At 69.4% G+C, this 22,259-nt stretch carries 19 protein-coding genes; 11 read left to right on the forward strand and 8 right to left on the reverse strand.

Translation table 11 applies throughout. The features are described from left to right. The first annotated feature begins 48 nt into the window (after positions 1–48). The 3 genes from BFF76_RS09490 to BFF76_RS09500 all read left to right on the forward strand — a co-directional run bounded on the left by BFF76_RS09490 (position 49) and on the right by BFF76_RS09500 (position 3,573). Entirely contained in the window at positions 49–1,725 is a 1,677-nt protein-coding gene (locus tag BFF76_RS09490) for a glycoside hydrolase family 13 protein (protein WP_065847987.1), read from the forward strand. After that, complete coding sequence (locus BFF76_RS09495; protein WP_065847988.1) at positions 1,710–2,768, forward strand: LacI family DNA-binding transcriptional regulator; 1,059 nt, start codon at positions 1,710–1,712, stop codon at positions 2,766–2,768. Before BFF76_RS09490 ends, BFF76_RS09495 begins: the two co-directional genes overlap by 16 nt. A 178-nt stretch (positions 2,769–2,946) precedes the next feature. Beyond that, positions 2,947–3,573 (forward strand): NADPH-dependent F420 reductase, encoded by a 627-nt coding sequence (locus BFF76_RS09500; protein ID WP_065847989.1) that lies wholly within the window; start codon positions 2,947–2,949, stop codon positions 3,571–3,573. Here BFF76_RS09500 and BFF76_RS09505 read toward each other — a convergent pair. The 4 genes from BFF76_RS09505 to BFF76_RS09520 form a co-directional block, all read right to left on the reverse strand. Then, on the reverse strand, positions 3,554–4,501 hold the full coding sequence (locus tag BFF76_RS09505) for a MerR family transcriptional regulator (RefSeq protein WP_065847990.1): 948 nt from the start codon (positions 4,499–4,501) through the stop codon (positions 3,554–3,556). The genes BFF76_RS09500 and BFF76_RS09505 overlap by 20 nt on opposite strands. 108 nt (positions 4,502–4,609) lie before the next feature. Then, positions 4,610–5,020: a hypothetical protein gene (locus tag BFF76_RS09510; protein ID WP_065847991.1), complete on the reverse strand. Its 411-nt coding sequence runs from the start codon at positions 5,018–5,020 to the stop codon at positions 4,610–4,612. After that, the gene (locus BFF76_RS09515) at positions 5,017–5,238 is read right to left on the reverse strand and encodes a DUF397 domain-containing protein (RefSeq protein WP_065847992.1); all 222 of its coding nucleotides are present in this window, start codon (positions 5,236–5,238) and stop codon (positions 5,017–5,019) included. Before BFF76_RS09515 ends, BFF76_RS09510 begins: the two co-directional genes overlap by 4 nt. Next, complete coding sequence (locus BFF76_RS09520; protein WP_065847993.1) at positions 5,235–6,113, reverse strand: helix-turn-helix domain-containing protein; 879 nt, start codon at positions 6,111–6,113, stop codon at positions 5,235–5,237. Before BFF76_RS09520 ends, BFF76_RS09515 begins: the two co-directional genes overlap by 4 nt. 164 nt (positions 6,114–6,277) lie before the next feature. On the opposite strand from BFF76_RS09520, the gene BFF76_RS09525 reads away from it, so the two are divergent. From BFF76_RS09525 to BFF76_RS09540, 4 genes are all read left to right on the forward strand, one after another. Next, entirely contained in the window at positions 6,278–6,715 is a 438-nt protein-coding gene (locus BFF76_RS09525) for an ATP-binding protein (RefSeq protein WP_065847994.1), read from the forward strand. Between the two features lie 280 nt (positions 6,716–6,995). Continuing rightward, complete coding sequence (locus BFF76_RS09530) at positions 6,996–7,916, forward strand: DNA-binding protein (protein ID WP_065847995.1); 921 nt, start codon at positions 6,996–6,998, stop codon at positions 7,914–7,916. A gap of 16 nt (positions 7,917–7,932) precedes the next feature. After that, positions 7,933–8,832 (forward strand): hypothetical protein, encoded by a 900-nt coding sequence (locus BFF76_RS09535; protein ID WP_065847996.1) that lies wholly within the window; start codon positions 7,933–7,935, stop codon positions 8,830–8,832. 73 nt (positions 8,833–8,905) lie between these two features. Then, positions 8,906–9,175, forward strand: coding sequence for a hypothetical protein (locus BFF76_RS09540; protein WP_065847997.1), 270 nt, complete (start codon positions 8,906–8,908; stop codon positions 9,173–9,175). Between the two features lie 3 nt (positions 9,176–9,178). Here BFF76_RS09540 and BFF76_RS09545 read toward each other — a convergent pair whose 3' ends face one another. Beyond that, positions 9,179–9,952, reverse strand: coding sequence for an alpha/beta fold hydrolase (locus tag BFF76_RS09545; RefSeq protein ID WP_065847998.1), 774 nt, complete (start codon positions 9,950–9,952; stop codon positions 9,179–9,181). A 455-nt stretch (positions 9,953–10,407) separates the two neighbouring features. Here BFF76_RS09545 and BFF76_RS09550 point away from each other — a divergent pair, with 455 nt between their 5' ends. Together BFF76_RS09550 and pulA are read left to right on the forward strand one after the other, a co-directional pair. After that, positions 10,408–12,123, forward strand: coding sequence for a carbohydrate-binding module family 20 domain-containing protein (locus tag BFF76_RS09550; RefSeq protein WP_065847999.1), 1,716 nt, complete (start codon positions 10,408–10,410; stop codon positions 12,121–12,123). 95 nt (positions 12,124–12,218) lie between these two features. Further along, positions 12,219–17,525, forward strand: coding sequence for a pullulanase-type alpha-1,6-glucosidase (gene pulA, locus BFF76_RS09555; RefSeq protein ID WP_065848000.1), 5,307 nt, complete (start codon positions 12,219–12,221; stop codon positions 17,523–17,525). Positions 17,526–17,661: 136 nt separating this feature from the next. Here pulA and BFF76_RS09560 read toward each other — a convergent pair whose 3' ends face one another. Then, on the reverse strand, positions 17,662–18,207 hold the full coding sequence (locus tag BFF76_RS09560) for a YciI family protein (protein ID WP_065848001.1): 546 nt from the start codon (positions 18,205–18,207) through the stop codon (positions 17,662–17,664). Between the two features lie 121 nt (positions 18,208–18,328). Between BFF76_RS09560 and BFF76_RS09565 the strand changes: the two genes are divergently transcribed. Continuing rightward, entirely contained in the window at positions 18,329–19,486 is a 1,158-nt protein-coding gene (locus BFF76_RS09565) for a GDSL-type esterase/lipase family protein (protein WP_031093810.1), read from the forward strand. Between the two features lie 139 nt (positions 19,487–19,625). On the opposite strand, the gene BFF76_RS09570 is transcribed toward BFF76_RS09565, so the two are convergent. Next, positions 19,626–20,252, reverse strand: a complete 627-nt coding sequence (locus BFF76_RS09570) for a TetR/AcrR family transcriptional regulator (RefSeq protein WP_065848002.1) — start codon at positions 20,250–20,252, stop codon at positions 19,626–19,628. 101 nt (positions 20,253–20,353) lie between these two features. Here BFF76_RS09570 and BFF76_RS09575 point away from each other — a divergent pair, with 101 nt between their 5' ends. Next, the gene (locus BFF76_RS09575) at positions 20,354–21,079 is read left to right on the forward strand and encodes a YqeB family protein (protein ID WP_065848003.1); all 726 of its coding nucleotides are present in this window, start codon (positions 20,354–20,356) and stop codon (positions 21,077–21,079) included. A 51-nt stretch (positions 21,080–21,130) separates the two neighbouring features. On the opposite strand, the gene BFF76_RS32915 is transcribed toward BFF76_RS09575, so the two are convergent. Continuing rightward, positions 21,131–22,216, reverse strand: a complete 1,086-nt coding sequence (locus tag BFF76_RS32915; RefSeq protein WP_065848004.1) for a site-specific integrase — start codon at positions 22,214–22,216, stop codon at positions 21,131–21,133. Positions 22,217–22,259: the final 43 nt, after the last annotated feature.

Consider the following 22,259-nt stretch of genomic DNA (forward strand, 5'->3'; position numbering starts at 1 on the left):
ACCGACCCGGTCCCGGCGCCGCTCCCCACCAGACACCCCAGGGACGACATGACCCAGCACCTCGCTGCCCCCTCCACCGGCACGTCCGACGACGCCCCGGGCCACCGCACCGGCTGGTGGCAGGACGCGGTGATCTACCAGGTGTACCCACGCAGCTTCGCCGACGGCAACGGCGACGGCATGGGGGACCTCGCGGGTGTCACCGCGCGGCTCCCGTACCTGCGGGACCTCGGTGTGGACGCCGTGTGGCTCAGCCCCTTCTACGCCTCGCCGCAGGCCGACGCGGGTTACGACGTCGCCGACTACCGGGCCATCGACCCGATGTTCGGCACGCTCCTCGACGCCGACGCGCTGATCCGCGAGGCCCACGGTCTGAACCTGCGCGTCATCGTCGACCTGGTACCCAACCACTCCTCCGACCAGCACGAGTGGTTCAAGCGCGCCCTCGCCGAGGGCCCCGGCTCCGCCCTGCGCGAGCGCTACCACTTCCGCCCCGGCAAGGGCACCGACGGCGAACTCCCGCCCAACGACTGGGAGTCCATCTTCGGCGGCCCCGCGTGGACGCGGACCACGAACCCGGACGGCACCCCCGGCGAGTGGTACCTGCACCTCTTCGCGCCGGAGCAGCCCGACTTCAACTGGGAGCACCCGGCCGTCGCGGACGAGTTCCGCTCGATCCTGCGCTTCTGGCTCGACATGGGCGTCGACGGCTTCCGCGTCGACGTCGCCCACGGCCTCGTCAAGGCGGAGGGTCTGCCCGACCTCGGCTCGCACGACCAGCTGAAACTGCTGGGCAACGATGTCATGCCGTTCTTCGACCAGGACGGTGTGCACGAGATCTACCGCAGCTGGCGCACCATCCTCGACGAGTACCCCGGCGACCGTATCCTCGTCGCCGAGGCGTGGACCCCCACCGTCGAGCGCACCGCCAACTACGTGCGCCCCGACGAGATGCACCAGGCCTTCAACTTCCAGTACCTGTCGACCGCCTGGGACGCCGCCGAGCTCCGCAAGGTCATCGACTCCTCGCTCGACGCGATGCGTCCGGTGGGCGCCCCCACCACCTGGGTGCTCTCCAACCACGACGTCACCCGGCACACCACCCGCTTCGGCAACCCGCCGGGCCTGGGCACCCAGATCCGTACCCCCGGAGACCGCGAGCTCGGTCTGCGCCGGGCCCGTGCGGCGACCCTGCTGATGCTGGCCCTGCCCGGCTCCGCCTACGTCTACCAGGGCGAGGAGCTCGGCCTGCCGGACGTCACCGACCTGCCCGACGAGGCCCGCCAGGACCCGTCCTTCTTCCGCGCCGAGGGCCAGGACGGCTTCCGCGACGGCTGCCGGGTGCCGATCCCGTGGACCCGCGAGGGCAGCTCGTACGGCTTCGGCAGCGGCGGCAGCTGGCTGCCGCAGCCCGACAGCTGGGGCGCGCTCTCCGTCGAGGCGCAGAGCGGCACGGAGGGCTCCACCCTGGAGCTGTACCGCGCCGCGATCTCCGCCCGCCGCGAGCACCCGGGTCTCGGCGCCGGCACGGACGTCGAGTGGCTGGACGCCCCCGAGGGCGTACTCGCGCTCCGCCGCCCCGGCTTCGTCTGCACCGTCAACACCACAGGTGCGCCGGTGCGGATCGCCGCCCCCGGCACCCTGCTGCTCGCCAACAACCCGGTCGCCGTCGACGGTGACATTGTGGAGCTGCCCGCCGACACCACGGTGTGGTGGACGGTGTGACCGTCCCCGCACCCAGGACCGGACCGGCGCTGCGGCTCTCCGACATCGCCGGTCAGGCCGCGGTCAGCGAGGCCACCGTCAGCCGGGTGCTCAACGGGAAGCCGGGCGTCGCGGACACCACGCGTCAGCGGGTGCTCGCGGCGCTCGACATCCTCGGCTACGAACGCCCCGTACGGCTGCGGCAGCGCAGCGCCGGGCTGATCGGACTGGTGACACCCGAGCTCACCAACCCGATCTTCCCGGCGTTCGCGCAGTCCGTGGAGCAGGTGCTCGCGGGGCACGGCTACACGCCGGTGCTCTGCACACAGCTCCCCGGCGGCGCCACCGAGGACGAGCTGGTCGAACAACTCGTCGAGCGCGGCGTCGGCGGCATCGTGTTCCTGTCCGGCCTGCACGCCGACACCTCGGCCGACCCGGCGCGCTACGCCGCGCTCACCGAACGCGGCGTACCGTTCGTCCTGATCAACGGCTACAACGAGCGCATCAGCGCCCCGTTCGTCTCGCCCGACGACCAGGCCGCCGTACGCATGGCCGTCAGCCACCTCGCCGAGCTCGGACACCGGCGGATCGGCCTGGCGATCGGACCGCAGCGCTATGTGCCCTCCCGGCGCAAGCGGGACGGCTTCGTCGACGCCGCCGTCTCGCTGCTCGGCATGGACCGGGACGAGGCCGAACTCCTCGTCTGCTCCACGCTGTTCAGCGTCGAGGGCGGCCAGGTCGCGGCCGGCGCCCTGCTCGACCAGGGCTGCACCGGCATCGTCTGCGGCAGCGACCTGATGGCGCTCGGCGTGGTCCGGGCGGCCCGGGGAAGGGGCTTCGACGTCCCGCGTGACGTCTCCGTCGTCGGCTTCGACGACTCGCAGCTGATCGCCTTCACCGACCCGCCCCTGACGACGGTGCGCCAGCCGGTCCAGGCGATGGCCTCGGCCGCGGTGGGGGCGCTGCTGGAGGAGATAGGCGGGAGCCCCGTACAGCGCACGGAGTACGTGTTCCAGCCGGAGCTCGTGGTGCGCGGGTCCACGGCGGCGGTACGCAGCGCCTGAGCGGGGCGGGAGGAGTACGTGGTGAGGGGCCGGGGCCGGAGGGGGGACCCGGGACTCGGCCCCTCTTCAGCGGGATGAGGCGCGAGGGGAAGCGCCCGCAGACCTAGGCCCATGGTGCGGGTCCACCCGGTCCTGCGGTCCGATTCGTCGGGGCCCGACAACGCCTAGCGTCACACCCATGCGTATAGGACTACTTGGCACCGGCAACGTTGCACGAGCGCTGGCCCATGGCTGGAGCGCCGCAGGACACGACGTACTCCTCGGCTCACGCCGGCCCGAGGACCGGACAGAACTCGGACTCCCCGTGGCGGGCCTGAGCGAGACAGCCGCCCACGCGGAGGTACTGGTGAACGCCACGCCTGGGACCGTCTCCGTGGAACTGCTGCACTCCATCGGAGCACCGGCGCTGGCCGGCACCTTACTGATCGACGTCGGAGTGGGTCTCTCCGACGACTTCACCGAGCTCTCGCACCCCAACAGCAGCCTGGGAGAACAGATCCAGGAAGCCTTCCCCCTGACCCCCGTCGTCAAGACGCTGTGCACCATGGACTCCACCGTGATGACTGCCCCGGACGGTCTCGACGGTCCGAGCACCGTCTTCCTCTCCGGCGACGACGCCGAAGCCAAACAGATCACCGGCCGGCTGCTCACCGACCTCGGCTGGTCCTCTTCGTCCCAGCTGGACATCGGCGGCATCACCACCGCACGCGGACAGGAGCACTTCGCCCTGCTCTTCATAGGCATCGCGGGCGGTCTGGGCGCACACACGTTCAACATCAACGTGGTCACCCGTCCCTCTGCGTAGGTTCCGCTCGCAGGGCTTGGACGATCCAGGGGTGTACCGGGATCAGGTTCGGTACCACCTGCCAGCCGTTGACGATCCACACCAGCTGCCAGTACCGGTCCACCCCGGGGTCGTGCGCCTCTTCGAACTGCTGGGCCAACCAGTCCCGGAACTCCGCGTCGAGGGTGCGCGCGAACACCTTGGCGAAGCGGTGCACCAGGTCCTCGACGACGGGTGTGGCCGCGTTGCTGAGCGGGCCGACGCCCGCATCCATGGCCCCGGTCACCGTCCGACGGGTGAACTCCATCAGTTCCCCGCCGGCCGCACTCTCGATGTCGGGCAGGCGCCCGGTGGCCTGGCGCACAGCCGTCCTGCGCATCCGGGCCCGGAAACCCTCGTCGCCGACCAGCTCGGCGAGTTCCACCCATGCGTCGACCTGCTCGCTGGACGCGTCATCGGGGAGGTCGGGAGTGGCAGCGCGCACCATGGCCGCTGCGGCTGGGTCGGTATGCTCCGAGCCGAAGGTGCCGTCGATGAAATCGTCGATCAGACGCCGGCGTTCTTCGCCGGACAACTGCGTGAGCTTGTGCATGAGCTTGGTCTCCTCGGGATCGGACCCGCGGCCTGCCACGACTCGCAGAACGCTCCGACGTAGTTGCAGCACCCGGATCTGAACGTCCACGGCGTCCGCGTGTGCGGCGGCGACTTCCGCCACCGAGAGCTCGCGGTCCAGTACCCGTTTGATGGTGGCCAGGTCCATACCCAGCTCGCGCAGGGTGCGGAGAAGTTCCAGGCGGCGCAGTGCGTCGAGGTCGTAGAGCCGGTAGCCGGCGGGACTTCGAGTGGTCGGCGCCACCACCCCCGAATCGGAGTAGAACCGGATGGTCCTCACGGGCAGACCGGTGCGCCGGGAGAGTTCCCCGATCGAGTGGAGGGTCGTGGCGTCCATGACCCCGACTCTGCCGCCTCCAGTCACTGGAGACTCAAGCTTTTCTCGGGCCGGGACCTGAACGGAGGCCGGTTCAGCGGGATCCCGGCTGACAGGGACCGCTCGCGATCAGGGCCGATCAGGCGACGGCACGACCACGACCTGCACGTCGTCCTCGTAGACGACCCGACCCGGATCCGCGGAACGCACCATCAGGCAATCGACGCCGTGGGCGGCCAGGACCTCCAGATAGCCGGGAACCCGCCCGAGGAGATGCGCGGCTGACGGCTTGAACCACGCTGCCGCGCCCGGGTTGATCTCGTCGTCGTAAACGGTGGGGTCGACCGTCGAAGGGTCGGTGTACGCGGCGTCGTACCAGCTGTTGTTGCTGCGACGGAACGACTCCTGCTCGTCCGAGAGCCTTCCCTCGCGCGCCAGGTTGTTGACGAGCCCAAAAACCCCGGTGAACCGGCCTCGCGAGTTCGGGTGTGGCGACTGGAACCGTACGTACGGGGCGGCTTCGCTCTCGCCGGCGGTCATCCCTCTTGCCAGTCCTCGGAGGCGTACGTCACGAAGGCTTCCCATGTGGCGGAGGTGAAGCCGAGGCGGGGGCCGGGCCGAGCTTTGGAGTCGCGGACGTGCACGGTGCCGGGGGTGGTCGCGACCTCGACGCAGTCGTTGCCGTCACCGCTGCTGCTGTAGCTGCTCCTGAGCCACTTCAGCTGTGTCGCTTCCTCGGCAGAGGGCTTGCGGATCATGTCTCTCCCAGCAGTTGCTCAATGAAGGCCAGCGACTCACGTGGCGAAAGAGCCTGCGCCCGGATCATGCCATAGCGCAGTCCGAGGATTCTGAGTTGCTTCGGGTCGGAGACCGGGCGGCCACTGAACGCACCCTCGGACCGCCCGACCGCACTCCCGTCGGGAAACCTCAGCACCTCGATCAGGCCACCCGTCCCGCAATGTTCCTCGCGGCACGTCGGCATCACCTGGACTGCCACGTTCGGCAACCGGCCCACCTCCAGGAGATGTTCGAGTTGGCGGCGCAGCACCATTGTGCCTCCGACCGGACGGCGAAGCGTCACCTCTTCCTGGACAAAACTCAGGGAGGGGAGGGGTGCCCGGCCAAGGATGGATCGTCGGGCGAGGCGAGCAGCCACCACCCGGTCCATCTCGTCCTGCGTGTAGGCCGGCAGCCACGAGGCGAACAACGCCCTCATGTGCTCCTCGGTCTGCAACAGGCCATTGATGTTGTGATGGTGGTACGCCTCCAGCTCGACTGCCTGCGCCTCCAGCTTCGCCAGTTCCCGGACCTTCTTCGGGTAACGGACCTCTGCCATCTCCTTCTTGAACATGGCGAGCTTGCCGGCTGCCCCCAGCACCTCGTCCGCCCTGTCCAGGAACTCAGGGCGGGGAATGCGCCGACCGCCCTCCACCTTGAAGACGAGATCCTCCCCGTACCCGATCGCGGCCCCGAACTCACCGGCCCGCATGCCCGCAGACTCCCGCCACGCCTTGATCTGACGGCCCACAGAGGCGACCAGTGCCGAGCCCGACTCGTCATCGGGATCGACCTCCCAGCCGGGCTCGTCCGCTCCGGCGTTGCCGCGTGCCGTACCGGCCTCATCCACGCTCATCCATGCCCCACTTCCGACGCGCCTGCCGTTCGTGCTTCAACCCCTGTGATCCCCGGGCAGTCACCCCGGACAGCCGGGACAGCACTGGACAAGGACCGGACAATCACCGTACGTAACCGACTTGTCCCTCTTCACGGTAAGCAAAAGAGGCCACGCTGAGTGACGTGACCCAAGAAATCACCCGAACCGAACATTCCGCTCCGACCCGGCAGTTCACCGTGCTGCTCTCTCCCACCCGCCGGGGCGCCAGGCTCGCCCGTCTGCTCACCATGGCGCATCTGGCCCACTGGGGGCTCCCCATGGAGTCGGCCGCACACATCGTCGCCGAGCTGGCCACCAACGCCACCGTTCACGGCCGTGTAGCAGGCCGGGACTTCCGGCTGCGCCTCGCTGTCCTCCGCGATGCGCTCCTCCGTATCGAAGTGACCGACGCCCGGGGCGAACGGCTGCCTCCCGCGCCCGGAACCGTCGATCTGCCGGGCGACGAAGCCGAGTCGGGGCGCGGCCTGCTGATCGTCGGGGCGCTCGCGGACCGCTGGGGCATCGACGTCGGGCCCGCCCCGCGCAAGACGGTCTGGGCCGAACTCGACCTCGCACCGTGACCGCTGTCACCGGGTCGCGGGGGCCCACGACCCGGTGAGCCGCGACGCGGCTGCCCACGATGTCTAAAGCTTTTAAGAACGTGGGGAAATTACCCCTCCCCACCCAACCCGCCGTAGTTCATGCTTCGTCACTCACTCGGGTGACAAAGGGCAACTGAACTGGATTTGGCACGTGTTGTCGGGCATATGCTCGCCTCGACCACCACAGACATGAGACGGCCCCCGCCGGGACTGACATCCCGAGCGAGGGCCTGACCACCGAGGAAGTAGAGGCTTCCCGATGGGTACCCAGCAGATTAGCGCGCCTCCGGGCGCCGAGCCCGTCGTATCCGGCGTGATCCACTGCAACGTCCGGCACACCGCAGGCTTCACCGTCATCGGCAACCACCTGGCACAGCATCGCGGCCTCTCCCTCGTCGCGGTCGGCCTGGCCGTGCACATCCAGTCGCTGCCGGCCGGAGCGAGGGTCGGCATCAAGCGCCTCGCCGAACGCTTCCCGGAGAGCGAGACCCGGATCGCCGCAGCCCTGCGGGAGTTGGAGGCAGCCGGTTACCTGCACCGCAGCCGCGTACGCCTCGGTGACGGGCGGATCGTGACGCGCACGGTCTCGTACAACCAGCCGGGGGCGGACACCCCCGCCGCCCCGGTCACCAAGCCCCGGGTCGCGCGTGGCGCGGCCGAGTCCCCGCCGCGCGAGCCCGCCCCGGTGATCCCGGCGCCCGCGCAACCTCCGCCGCAACCCGCCGCCGTCCTCGTGCCGCCGCCCATCGCCCGCACAGCGGCACCCGCACCGCTCCCGCAGCCGCAGGCGTGTACCCCGGAGCTCCAGCGCACGGCAGCCGCGCTTCTCTCCGACCTGCGACGTCACGCGCCTCAGCTGGTGCTGTCCGAGACCGACATCCGCGTACTTGTCCCGGGCGTCGTCACCTGGCTCGAACGCGATTCCCATCCCGACACCGTCCGGCACGCCCTTACCGCCGACCTCCCCGTGCCGCTCAACCACCCCGCCAAGCTCCTGCGGCACCGCATCACCGCTCTTCTGCCGCCGCCGCTCCCCGGCGCCCAGGACCTCGCACCACCCGCCCGCCCCGGCGCGATCGTGATCCCGCTCCAGAACTGCGACCGCTGCGACCGCGCCTTCCGCTCGCGGCACCCCGGCCACTGCCGGGACTGCCGCACCGACCTGTCCACAGCCGCCTGATCCCGAACGGAAACCCATGGTCAGCGCACCGCACGAAGCGATGCACCGCATCTTTCAAAAAGAGCCGGGCCTGTTCTCCCGGCTCCCCGAAGTCCTCGGGCTCGAACTTCCGCCCCTCGCGTCGGCAGAGCCTCTGACCGTCGACCTCACCGAGAACGAGCCGCTCGAACGGCGCGTCGACACCCTCCTGCGCATCGAGACGCAGAACGACGGGCCCTTCCTCCTCATCGTCGAAGCGCAAGGCAAGAAGGACCCCGGCAAGACAGCCAGCTGGCCCTACTACGTCACGCACCTCAACAACAAGTACCGGCTCCCCGTGCTGCTCCTCGTGATCTGCCAGGATCACGCGACCGCTGCGTGGGCGGCCCGGCCCCTCACCATCGGCCTGCCCCAATGGCCGACCGTCACCACCCGTCCCCTGGTGGCGGGCCCCCACAACATGCCCGTCATCACCAATGTGGCCGAAGCCCGGAAGGACCTCGCGCTCGCCACACTCTCCGCGATTACACACGCAGACAATCCGGACGTCGATGCGATACTGAAGACGATGTCGGTCGCCCTGCGCGACACACCGGAATCGATCGCTGAACCTTTCGTCGAACTCATCGCACAAGGCTTGGGCAACCGCCCCGCCGCACAACAGTGGAGGAACCTGGTGGCCGTGGATCTCTCCTTCTACACCTCGCCGCTCTCCGAAGGAATCCGGGACGAAGGCCGCGTCGAGGGCCGCGTGGAGAGTCGCGCCGAGGACGTCCTGCTCATCCTCGGCGCACGTGGCATCGAGATCACCGACGCCACCCGCGACAAGGTCACCACCTGCGATGACCCGGAGCTCCTCCGCCGATGGCTGTTGCGCGCAGCGATCGTCACCACCTCTGACGAGATCTTCGGCGAGGCGACCCCTGCCGATCGATGACGTCGTTCCGGTGCCGGTTGGCCTTCGCGGGCTGCCGGCATCGGTTCCGCCCGGACAACGATGGAGGAACCTGGTGGCTGATCTTTCCTTCTACATCTCGCCTCTCTCCGAGGAGATCCGGGAGGAGGGCCGCGCGCAGGGCCGCGCGCAGGGCCGCGCGCAAGCTCGCGCCCAAAACATCCTGATCGTCCTCGGCGCACGTGGCATCGAGATCACCGGCGCCACCCGCGAGAAGATCACCACCTGCACCGACTCGGAACTGTCCCGCCAGTGGCTGATCCGTGCCGTCCATGCCACCACCGCCGAAGAGATCTTCGGCGCGGAGGACCATCCGGACCGCTGACCCTCAGCCGTGCGCCGAGAGCGCCGCAGCGGTCTCCCGTGCGAACGCGTCCGGCTGGTCCAGCATGATGTTGTGCCCGCAGTCCGGGACCGGGACCACCCGCACACCGGCCTCGGAGAGGGTGTCGGCCCCGGCGGGGGAGCCGTCGGCCGCCGGGTACAGGAACGTTCGCGGGATGCTCAGCTCCACCAGCAGCTCACGCATCGTGGGAGTGGTCCCTCGGGTGAGGTGTACGGCGCTGCGGTGGAGGGCCTCCAGGCCGGTCAGACGCATCGTGGACCACCAGTGCGGGCCCGCCAGATCGCGGATGTGCTGCCAGCCGCCCGCCAGGAATTCGGGTTCGGAGAGGGCGGCGATCCCGCTGCTCCCCGGGGCGCCGGACACCGGCGTCACGGGGTCGAGATTCGCGTCCACCAGCACCAGGCGCGAGACCAGCCGTGGGTGACGGGACGCCAGGACCACCGCGACCGAACCGCCCATGCTGTGCGCGACCAACTCCGCGCCCGTGACGCCCGCGTACGTCAGGGCGGCAGCCAGCGCGTCGGCGTGTGATTCGAGGCGGTAGTCGAAGTCCGTCGGCCGGTCGCTGATGCCGTGCCCCAGCAGGTCGACGAGCAGCGACCTACGGCCGGTGAGCAGCGGATGGGCGGCCGCCTGTGCGAAGTAGGCGGGGGAGGTCGCGCCGAGGCCGTGCACATAGACACGGGCCGGCTCCTGCCCGGGCAGCTCCACCCAGCGGATCCGGTCGCCTCCGGGGGTCACGGCGGCGTCGTGCACTCTTCACTCCTCCGGCTCGTCGGTGACCGGCAAACATAGCCCCCGCACGCCCGCCACGCACAGGAGAGGCCCCGAAGTCGGCCCGGGTTGGGCCGGCGGGGAAGCGACGTCGGGGCCTCTCCGTGGCGTGACCGGCCCGGCCGGACGGGCGCGTGGGGTCCGGATGACCGGACCCCCGGCCGGCCGGGCCGGAGTCGGGATGAACTTAACAGCCCCGCAATATCTTGCGTAAGCCCTTGCAGGAAGAAATCTCCGATATTTCAGCGAGGTGATCGGGATGTAAGCGCACCATGTCCAGGGGGTTGACCAGGGCAGGTCAGGCTCGTACGGTCTGCTGCACCCCAGGTTTTGCATCCTTTCTGCAAGAACCTTCAAGAAGCCTTGACGGCACGGCGCGTTGCCAGGTGAGGCTGCTCCGCCATCCCCCGCACTTCCCCCACCGCAGGAGGAACGTCATGGCACGCAGGCCCTTGTCTGCCGCGCTAGCGCTCGCCACGGGCGCCGCAGTCCTCGTTGTCCCCGCCGGGCTCGGCGCCGGGACCGCCCAAGCCGCACCGCCCGGCGAGAAGGACGTCACCGCGGTGATGTTCGAGTGGAAGTTCGCCTCGGTCGCCAAGGCGTGCACCGACAGCCTCGGACCGGCCGGTTACGGCTACGTCCAGGTCTCGCCGCCCCAGGAGCACATCCAGGGTGCCCAGTGGTGGACCTCGTACCAGCCCGTCAGTTACAAGATCGCCGGCCGCCTCGGTGACCGTACGGCCTTCGCGAACATGGTCAGTACGTGCCACAACGCGGGTGTGAAGGTCATCGCCGACTCAGTCATCAACCACATGTCGGCGGGCTCCGGCACGGGCACCGGCGGTTCCTCGTACACGAAGTACAACTACCCGGGTACGTACTCGGTCAGCGACATGAACGACTGCCAGTCGCAGATCAACAACTACGGCGACCGCGGCAACGTCCAGAACTGCGAACTGGTCGGCCTGGCCGACCTGGACACCGGCGAGGACTACGTACGCGGCAAGATAGCCGGGTACCTCAACGACCTGCTGTCCCTCGGCGTCGACGGCTTCCGTATCGACGCCGCCAAGCACATGCCGGCCGCCGACCTCGCGAACATCAAGTCCCGGCTCAGCAACCCCGGCGTCTACTGGAAGCACGAGGCGATCTACGGCGCCGGCGAGGCCGTCTCGCCCTCCGAGTACCTCGGCAGCGGCGACGTCCAGGAGTTCCGTTACGGCCGCGGCCTCAAGCAGGTCTTCAACAACGAGAACCTCGCCCACCTCAAGAACTTCGGCGAGGGCTGGGGCTTCATGGAGTCGGGCAAGTCCGCCGTCTTCGTCGACAACCACGACACCGAGCGCGGCGGCGACACCCTGAACTACAAGGACGGCGCCAACTACACCCTGGCGAGCGTCTTCATGCTGGCCTACCCCTATGGCTCCCCGGACGTCCACTCCGGCTACGAGTGGTCCGACAAGGACGCCGGCCCGCCCAACGGCGGCCAGGTGAACGCCTGTTACAGCGACGGCTGGAAGTGCCAGCACTCCTGGCGCGAGATCTCCTCCATGGTCGGCTTCCGCAACGCCGCCCGGGGCCAGGCCGTCTCGAACTGGTGGGACAACGGCGGCGACCAGATCGCCTTCGGCCGGGGCTCCAAGGCGTACGTCGCCATCAACCACGAGGGCTCCTCGCTGACCCGTACGTTCCAGACGTCGCTGCCCGCCGGTGACTACTGCGACGTGCAGTCCGGCAAGGGCGTCACCGTCAACGGCTCCGGACAGTTCACCGCCACCCTCGGCGCGAACACCGCCCTCGCCCTGCACGCCGGCGCCCGGACCTGCTCGGGCGGAGGCACCGCCCCGGGAACGGGTGACTCCGGCGCCTCCTTCGGCGTCAACGCCACCACCCAGTCCGGCCAGAACATCTACGTCACCGGCAACCAGGCCGCCCTCGGCAACTGGGCCCCGGGCAGCGCGCTGAAGCTCGACCCGGCGACGTACCCCGTCTGGAAGCTCGACGTGGCCCTGCCCGCCGGTACGGCGTTCCAGTACAAGTACCTCCGCAAGGACGCCGCAGGCAACGTCACCTGGGAGAGCGGCGCCAACCGCACCGCCACCGTGCCTGCCTCCGGCAAGGTCGCGCTGACCGCCGACGTCTGGCGCAGCTGATCATCCACCTGGCGGGCCGGGGACGCGAGGGTGAGCGTCCCCGGCCCGCACCGCTCCACACCGCCAGATCCCCGAAAGCCGAGGAGTACCCGCCCGTGTCCCGAACCACCCTCCGGCGGGGGGCCGTCGCCGCACTGTGCGCGGCGCTGCTCCCCGTCGTGCCGGCGGCCTCCGCGTCCGCCGCGCCCAGACCCCCGTCCCCGCCCTCGGACGCGGAACTCGCGAAGGAGCCGGCCAGGCACGACCTGACCCGCGAGCAGTTCTACTTCGTGCTGCCCGACCGCTTCGCAAACGGCGACACGTCCAACGACCGCGGCGGGCTCACCGGTTCGCGGATGGAGACGGGCTTCGACCCCACTGACAAGGGCTTCTACCAGGGCGGCGACCTCAAGGGCCTCACCCAGCGGCTCGACTACATCAAGGGCCTCGGCACCACCGCGATCTGGCTCGCCCCGATCTTCAAGAACCGGCCCGTGCAGGGCGCCGGTGACAACGCGTCGGCCGGCTACCACGGCTACTGGATCACAGACTTCACCCAGGTCGACCCGCACTTCGGGACCAACGCCGACCTCACGAAGCTGATCGACAAGGCCCACGGCAAGGGCATGAAGGTCTTCTTCGACGTCATCACCAACCACACCGCGGACACCGTCGACTACGCCGAGAAGAAGTACGGCTACAAGCCCAAGGGCGCCTTCCCGTACCTCGACGAGGACGGCCGCCCGTTCGACGACAGCCAGGGCATGGCGGAGGTGGACGCCGACTCCTTCCCGTACACCCCGCAGAACACCGGGAAGAAGGTCCCGGCCTGGCTCAACGACAGCACGATGTACCACAACAGGGGCGATTCGACCTACGCGGGCGAGTCCACCGAGTACGGCGACTTCTCCGGCCTCGACGACCTGTGGACCGAGCGCCCCGAGGTCGTCTCCGGCATGGAGAAGATCTACGAGAAGTGGGTCCGCGACTTCGGCATCGACGGCTTCCGCATCGACACCGTCAAGCACGTCGACATGGACTTCTGGACCCAGTGGGCCACCGCCCTCGACGACTACGCGGCGAAGCGCGGCCGCGACGACTTCTTCATGTTCGGCGAGGTCTACTCCGCCGACACCGCGATCACCTCGCCCTACGTGACGCGGGGCAGGCTCGACGCCACGCTCGACTTCCCCTTCCAGGAAGCCGCCCGGCAGTACGCCTCCCAGGGCGCCCCGGCCTCGAAGCTCGCAGCGGTCTACGGTGACGACTACCGCTACACCACCGACAAGGCCAACGCCTACGAGCAGGTGACCTTCCTCGGCAACCACGACATGGGCCGGATCGGCACCTTCCTGAAGCAGGACAACCCGGAGGCCGGCGACGCCGAGCTCACGGACCGCGCCCGCCTCGCCAACGAGCTGATGTTCCTCGGCCGCGGCAACCCGGTGATCTACTACGGCGACGAGCAGGGTTACACCGGAGCGGGCGGCGACAAGGACGCCCGCCAGACGCTCTTCGCCTCGAAGACCGCCGACTACCTCGACGACGACCAGCTGGGCACCGACCGCACGCATGCCTCCGACGCGTACGACACCGCCCACCCGCTCTACCGCTCCATAGCGGCCCTGTCGAAGCTCACCCGGGAGCACCCGGCGCTGCGTGACGGCACCCAGACCGAGCGGTACTCCAAGGGCTCCGTCCACGCCTTCTCGCGCACCGACACCAAGAAGCCGTACGAGTACGTCGTCGCCACGAACAACTCCTCCGAGGCGAGCACCGTCGAGCTGCCCACCGCATCGGCCGGCATGAACTTCCGTACGCTGTACGGCGGTTCCGGCACCGTGCGTAGTGGAGCGGACAAGACGGCCAAGGTCACGGTGCCCGCGCTCTCCAGCATCGTGCTCCGCGCCGACAAACCGCTCGATGCCCCCGCCGCCAAGCCCTCGGTCACCCTGGTGGCCCCGGCAGCCGGAGCCACCGGCACCGTCGAGATCAGCGCCGACGTGGACGGCGGGGATCTGAACCGCGTCGTGTTCGCCGCGCAGACCGGCAACGGCAAGTGGCGCACCCTCGGCTCCGCCGACCACGCCCCGTACAAGGTCACCCAGCACCTCGACGAGTCGGTGAAGGCCGGGACCGCGCTGCGCTACAAGGCCGTCGTCGTCGACCGCGCCGGGCGCACCGCCGGCGACACCGCGTCGACCACCGCGGGCCAGGCCCCGGCCACCCCGAAGCCCGTCGCCGTCGAACGCGACCACGCCGTCGTCCACTACAAGCGCGCGGACGGCTACTACGAGGGCTGGCAGCTGAAGTCCGGTGGGAAGACCGCCGACTTCATCGGGCGGGACGCCTACGGCGCCTTCGCCTGGATCGACCTCGACGAGGGCGCGTCCTCGGTTCCGTATAAGGTCGAGAAGAACGGCACGGCCGACGGGCCCGGGCGCACCATCGACCTCGCGAGGACCGGCCAGGTCTGGATCGAGCAGGGCAAGGACGAGCAGACCGCCGAGGCTCCCGGGACCCCGCCGCAGGACACCGGAAAGGCCGTCCTGCACTACCACCGCGCCGACGGCGACTACGACGGCTGGGGCCTGCACACCTGGACGGGCGCCGCAGCGCCCACGGACTGGGCCAAGCCGCTGGAGCCCTCGAAGACCGACGCCTACGGTGTGACCTTCGAGGTCCCGCTCACCGACGGTGCCACCTCGCTCAGCTACATCCTCCACAAGGGCGACGAGAAGGACCTCCCGAGCGACCAGTCCCTCGACATCGCCTCGCACGGGCGCGAGGTCTGGATGCTCGGCGGCAAGCCCGGCTATCTGCTCCCGCAGGCCGGCGGGGTGCCGACGCCCGACCTCACCAAGGCCGAGGCGCAGTGGATCGACGCGAACACCGTCGTCTGGAAGGTGAAGGCCACCGACGCCACCAGCCAGCAGCTCGTGTACGCGAAGAACGGCGGGATCTCCGTCGTCGACGGCGCGCTCTCCGAGGAGGGGCAGTGGCTCCGGCTCGGCGCCACCGAACTCACCGACGCGCAGAAGGCGAAGTACCCGCACCTGGGGGACTATCCGGCGTTCACCGTCGACACCCGTGACCGGGACAGGGTCCGCGAGTCCCTGCGCGGCCAGCTGATCGCCACCCAGCGCGCCGCCAACGGCGCCCTGCTCGCCGCCACCGGCGTACAGACAGCGGGTGTCCTGGACGAGCTGTACGGGAAGGCCGCGAGCAGCGCCTCCCTCGGGCCCGTCTTCCGCAAGGGCAGCCCGACGCTCTCCGTGTGGGCGCCCACCGCCCGCACGGTCTCGCTCGAAATGGACGGGAAGACCGTCCCGATGCGGCGCGACGACCGCACCGGCGTCTGGTCGGTCGCGGGTAAGAAGTCCTGGACGGGCAAGCCCTACCGCTACGCCGTCCAGGTCTGGGCGCCCACCGTCCAGAAGCTGGTCACCAACAAGGTCACCGACCCCTACTCCACCGCCCTGACCGCCGACTCCGCCCGCAGCCTCGTCGTCGACCTCGACGACCCGGAGCTCGCCCCGAGCGGCTGGTCCGCGCTGAAGAAGCCCGCCGCCGTGCCGCTGCGGGACGCCCAGATCCAGGAGCTGCACGTCCGTGACTTCTCGGTCACGGACACCACGTCGAAGCACCCCGGCGAGTACCTCGCCTTCACCGATTCCCGCTCCGACGGGATGAAGCACCTCAAGGAGCTCGCGGACTCCGGCACCAGCTACGTCCACCTGCTGCCGGTCTTCGACATCGGGACGATCCCCGAGAAGAAGTCCGACCAGCAGCAGCCGGCCTGCGACCTGTCCGCACACGCCCCCGACTCGGAGGAGCAGCAGGCCTGCGTCACCAAGGCCGCCGCGAAGGACGCCTTCAACTGGGGCTACGACCCGCTGCACTACACCGTCCCCGAAGGCTCCTACGCCTCCGACCCGGACGGCACGAAGCGCACCACCGAGTTCCGGCAGATGGTCCAGGGGCTCAACGGCGCCGGGCTGCGGACCGTCATGGACGTCGTCTACAACCACACCGTCGCCTCCGGCCAGGACGACAAGTCCGTCCTCGACAAGATCGTGCCCGGCTACTACCAGCGGCTCCTGGAGGACGGCACCGTCGCCACCTCGACGTGCTGCGCCAACACCGCGCCCGAGAACACCATGATGGGCAAGCTCGTCGTGGACTCGGTCGTCACCTGGGCCAAGGAGTACAAGGTCGACGGCTTCCGCTTCGACCTCATGGGACACCACCCCAAGGCCAACGTCCTCGCCGTCCGCAAGGCCCTCGACGAGCTGACCGTCGCGAAGGACGGCGTCGACGGAAGTAAGATCATCCTGTACGGCGAGGGCTGGAACTTCGGCGAGATCGCCGACGACGCCCGCTTCGTCCAGGCCACCCAGAAGAACATGGCCGGCACCGGCATCGCCACCTTCTCCGACCGGGCCCGCGACGCCGTGCGCGGCGGCGGCCCCTTCGACGAGGACCCCGGCGTCCAGGGCTTCGCCTCCGGCCTCTACACCGACCCCAACACCTCGGCCGCCAACGGCACCGAGGCCGAACAGAAGGCCCGGCTGCTCCACTACCAGGACCTGATCAAGGTCGGCCTCACCGGCAACCTCGCCGACTACACCTTCACCGACACCCAGGGCCGCACGGTCAAGGGCTCGGCCGTCGACTACAACGGCGCCCCCGCCGGTTACGCGGCGGTGCCCGGTGACGCGCTCGCCTACGCCGACGCCCACGACAACGAAACCCTCTACGACGCCCTCGCGTTCAAGCTCCCGGCGGACACCACGGCAGCCGACCGGGCCCGCATGCAGGTCCTGGCGATGGCGACCGCCGCGCTCTCCCAGGGACCGGCGCTCTCCCAGGCCGGCACCGACCTGCTGCGCTCCAAGTCGCTGGACCGCAACTCCTACGACAGCGGCGACTGGTTCAACGCGCTGCACTGGGACTGCCGCAAGGGCAACGGCTTCGGCCGGGGACTGCCGCCCGCCGCCGACAACAAGGACAAGTGGTCCTACGGGAAGCCGCTGCTGACCGCCCCTGGGCTCACCCCCGGGTGCGCACAGATCACCGGCGCCTCCGCCGCGTACCAGGACCTGCTCACCATCCGCACCACCGAGAAGGACTTCGGCCTCGCCACCGCCGGGCAGGTCCAGGACACCCTGTCCTTCCCGCTCTCCGGCAAGGAGGAGACGCCCGGGGTGATCACGATGCGCCTCGGTAAGCTGGTCGTCGTCATGAACGCCACCCCCGGCACGCAGAGCCAGGACGTCCCCGAGCTGGCCGGGAAGGCGTACGCCCTCCACCCCGTCCAGGCGGCGGGCGCGGACAGCACGGTCAAGAAGTCCTCGTACGAGGGGAAGTCGGGCAGCTTCACCGTGCCGGGGCGCACGGTCGCCGTGTTCTCCCAGCGCTGACGCCCCGCCCCACCGGCCGGTCCCGGCTCCCCGCCCTCGGGCGGGAGCCGGGACCGGCCGCTTTCTGCGCGGTGACCGTGCTTAGGTGAGGACTACAGCGGCAGGGGTGTGCGGGCTCTCGCCGGCCCCTGGTCCGTCACCTGCGCCCACCGAACTCCCAGTCATGAACTTCTATGCCGGCATACCGGTCCGGCGTCAGGACGGCACGCGCCGTATCCGGGTCGGAAGCCGTGAGCAGCGCCGCCGTACCCAGCCAGGTGGCGCCGTCGTCGGACAGCAGCGGCCCGTACGCGATCAGCTCGTCACGGCCGGGCGGCACCGCGAGGTCGGCGGGCCGGCCCGAGCCGAGCCCGAGCACCAGGTAGCGGTTGCCACGGGTCCGGTCACCGGGGAAGTCCCACATGGTGCGCCCCAGCAGGTTGCGCCACCGGCGCAGCAGTACGTCCCGGTAGGCGCCGGCCTGGTAGTTGGGCTCGTCGAATGCGAACGTGCGGGCGGTGGCGGCATCGGGCAGGTCGACGATGTGCACGCTGCCCGTGGGCGTCTCGTCGCCGGCGAAGGTCGGGCCGCGAGCGATCAACTCCTCGGCGTACCGGTCCATGTAGGACCAGTGCTCTTCCACGAGCTCGTTGCGTAACGTGAGGGAGCCGGGCCGGTCGCGGTGGTAACAGAAGAACTCCATGCCCACAGTCTCCGTCCGGCGTACGGCTGCCGGACAACAGGGTCGGGGAACGACGACCGCACCGTCGCGGCGCGCGATCTCGATCGTAGGCTGACCTCGGGAAGGAGCGGTGACGGTGGCGATGCGGGCGTTTCCTCTGGTGGGCGGACCGGTGGAGTTGCGGGGTGCGCTGGATCTGGAGATCACGCCGACGGGGGTGATGCCGCGCCGGCTGCCGGCGTGGACCAAGGAGCAGTACCAGGACCCGTCGGTCTACGGCGTGACCGTGATGCCTTCGGGCGTGCGCCTGGTGTTCCGCACCGATGCGTGTGAGCTGGAGTTCGAGGTGCTCACCTTCACGGGGCAGCTCGACACCGATCCCCTGCCCCGTCCGACCGGGATGCTGGAGCTGCTGGTGAACGGCGCTCTTGCCGGGCGTCGTCGGGCACCGGTGGGAAACGTGCTGCGGATGGCGGGTCCCGGGGCCGCGCAGCGGCTGATCCCGGGCGATCCGGGGACCGTGCGGTTCACCGGGTTGCCGGCCGGTATGAAGAGCGTCGAGCTGTGGCTGCCGCAGCAGACCCCCATGGAACTGGTCGCACTGCGCGCCGACGGTGAAGTGCTTCCACCGCTGCCGGACGGTCGGCGCCGCTGGGTGCACCACGGCAGCTCCATCAGCCACTGCATCGAGGCCGACGGCCCGACCGGCACCTGGCCGACGGTGGCAGCCGCACTCGGGGGAGTGGAGGTGATCAACCTCAGCCAAGCGGGCAACGCGCTGTTGGACCCCTATGTCGCCCGGACGATCCGTGATGCGCCCGCCGACCTGATCAGCCTCAAGGTGGGCATCAACATCGTGGGTCTGGCCGCCTTTCGGCTGCGGACGTTCGGCCCGGCGGTGCATGGGTTTCTGGACACCATCCGGGACGGGCACCCGGACACTCCGCTGTTGTTGATGTCCCCGGTGAGCTGTCCTGCGGTCGAGGAGACTCCAGGCCCGACGACGATGGGCCCGGACGGGAGGATCACAGCCCTGGGTGACCCGGCCCAGGTGGCCGCGGGGGCGTTGACGCTGGCGGTGGTCCGTGCCGAGTTGGAACGGATCGTGGCCGCCCGGCGGACACGCGATCCCCACCTCCACCATCTCGACGGCCGCGAGCTGCTCGGCCCGGACGAGGCGGACGATCTGGCCGACGGGCTGCACCCCACGGCCACCGCATACCGCCGGATGGGCAAGCGATTCGCCACCCGCGCCTTCGCGAGCGACGGTCCCTTCCGGCCGAGGGCGCCTCGGCCTTAGCTTCACGGAAGGGTGGGCACCACAGTTCCGGCCTCGGGACTGGTAGGCGCGCATGTTGAGGTGTCGCGTATTCGCCGCCGGTGCGGCCGGAAGATCACTCTGTGTGTTTGCCGCTGTATTGGGTCCTATAGGTGCCTGTTCACCGCTCCGGTTCCTGGTGTGTGTGGGGTCGTAGGAAGCGTTGGAGGATCAGGCGCAGGGTGGGGAGCTGGGCGGCCGGGGTGAAGGACGGGTCAGTGGCGGCGCTGGTGTAGAGAGCGGCGATGAGTGCCATGATCCAGGCTGCGGTGTCGTCGGGGTCCAGGGTGGGGTCGATCCGGTCTGCTGCGGCCGCGTCGTACAGCAGGCCGGTGATGGTGGACCGTTCCTCATCGTTGTCACGGCTCAGCAGTGCTTCGAGTTCGGGGTCACGGTAAGCCTGGATCATCGCCTCCATGGCGAGGGCGGGGACCAGCGGCTCCGCGGCGGGGGCGGCGAGAAGGTCGACGATGTCGAGGAGGGCGGTCCACGGGTCGTCGGCGGTGCGGGCAGCGGCGAGACGCTCGGCCTTGGTGGCACCGTCGTGCTCCTCGTCCTCGAAGACGGCGTGGAAGATCGCGCGCTTGTTGGGGAAGTAGTGGAACAGGTTGCCCGCGCTCATGCCGGCGGCCTTGCAGATCTCCGCTGTGGTGGTGCGTTCGAAGCCTTTAGCGGCGAAGAGTTCGGCTGCGGCGTTGATGATGTGCCGGCGCCGTGCCTGGTGCCTGGCCGGGTCGACTGTCCTCATCGGGGCCTCTTTCCGGTCAACTCTCGAATCTGGTCTCGGATGGGCATTGATAGACCGAGCGCTCGGTCTATTATTACGCGACGCTGGAGGCAAGGGGGAACATGAACGTGCACGAGGGAACGAAGCGAGAGTCGCAGGGGAGTCGGCTCACCGTGCTCCGGCAGTCAACTTTGAGCACCGTGTGCATTTACGTCGTTTTCATGCTGGTGGGGGCGGGTGTCGGTTGGCTGGTCGGCCTCCTGGCCGACTGGCTGGTGACGCTTCCCTGGGCACCGCTGCAGGGACCGGCCGAGCTCGTTGCGTCGATCCCCGCCCCGTGGTTGCCCACCGCGGGTGCGGTGACTGGGCTGGCCCTTGGACTTGTTGCTCAGCACGAGCAGTTGGTGATTCGTCTGTCGTATGACCGCGTTGTGCTCACATGTAAGGGACGGGAACGGAAATTCCCGCGCGACGCCGTCGCCGCAGTGTTCCGGGACGGCAAGCAACTCGTCCTGCTCGGCCACGACGGTGGCGAGCTCACTCGGCAGGAGTGCGACCTGGACGTCGGCCGCGTTGCCGACGCCTTTACCGTGCACAATTACGTGTGGGCGGACGTCGATCCGCACCAGGACGAGTTCCGCCGCTGGGTGCCTGACACTCCCGGTCTCCCGGAGGGTGCGAACGCCATCCTCAAGGCCCGCCAGGAGTCGTTGGAGAAGAAGGGGCCCTCCCACGCGGACGTTTGGGAACTTCGTGGGGAACTGGATCGTCTCGGCGTCGTGGTGCGGGACGAGAAGCGACGCCAGTACTGGAGGACGTTCCAGAAGTCAGGTCCGGCCGTGGAATGAATGACGGTGAGACTGTCTGGACCGTGTCCCTCGGTGAAGCCGAACCTGGTGTCACCGTGTGTGGTCGCCAGGGGCGTACCGGCTCCAGGTTCCGCCGGCCTCGGTGACCAGGCGGGTGGCGGTCTTGTCGTGGTAGCCGAGAGCTTTCGCGATGACGGGGGCCGGAGCCTGGAGGACGAGTTGGCGGATCGCGGAGGTCCTGCCGCGTTGCGGTGGGACGCCGATCTTCCGCAGGTGGACTTGGAGGCTGACCGGATTCATCGGCTGTCCGGGCTGGCGGCCCGGGAAAAGCCACTGTGAGCTTCTGCTGCTGGCGTAGGGCAGGTGCCAGCAGGACTGGACGTATGCCCGCATGAGGTCAGCGACGGGCTCCGGCAGTGGGGACGGCGGATCTCCCAGCCGGATGGTGACGGTGGCCCCGTCGTCGATGACGTCGTTGACAGTGAGGCGGACGATGCGGCTGACGGGTTGCGCATAGAGGAGAACGAGTGCGGCGGCGACCCGGGCTCGCAGGGACAGGGAGTCGTCGTTGAGGGTCCGCCGGAGGATGGCGAGTCGGCGGTGCTGGTGCAGCGGCGCTTTGTCCTGGTTGACGATCTGGGGTTGCAGGGCGAGGCGGGGCATCCGGCTCGTCTTCATGCACCAGCGCAGGAACGTCTGGGCCGGGCGCCGGGTGGCCACCTTCTCGGTGTGCCAGGCATCGAGGTCGGCCTGCTGGCAGTGTTCGATGGTGTGGCCTCGGTCGGCGAGCCAGGCGAGGAAGGCGCCGGCCTGAGTGATCTCCTGTTTCGCCTGGCTGGTCTGGGAGCGTCCCAGAGTCCCCTTCTCCGCTTTGCTCCGCAGGTGTCGCATCTGATGCCAGGTGACGAAGTGCTGAAGACGCCGACGGTGTTCGGGGTCCTCGATGCCGGCGAGTCGTTCGGTCAGCCAACGCTGATAGAGCATGAGCTGTCGGTCGACGGGCGGAAGGACGCCGCTGTCCATCAACAAGTCGCGCAGGTGAGCGACGGTTCGCCAGGGTGTTTCCTGGTGCAGCTCGTCGTGGGTGAGCGGGATGGTGCCGGTGGCCAGGCCCCGGAGGAGGCGGACGACGTTGGGGTTGCGGAGCCAGATGAGTCGGCTCTTGGGCCGGTCCATCTTCAGCAGGGTGGTGACCAGTGGTTGCAGCGGAAGCGCGACC

The organism is Streptomyces mutomycini (genome assembly GCF_001700505.1).
In the GTDB taxonomy this organism is placed as follows: domain Bacteria; phylum Actinomycetota; class Actinomycetes; order Streptomycetales; family Streptomycetaceae; genus Streptomyces; species Streptomyces mutomycini.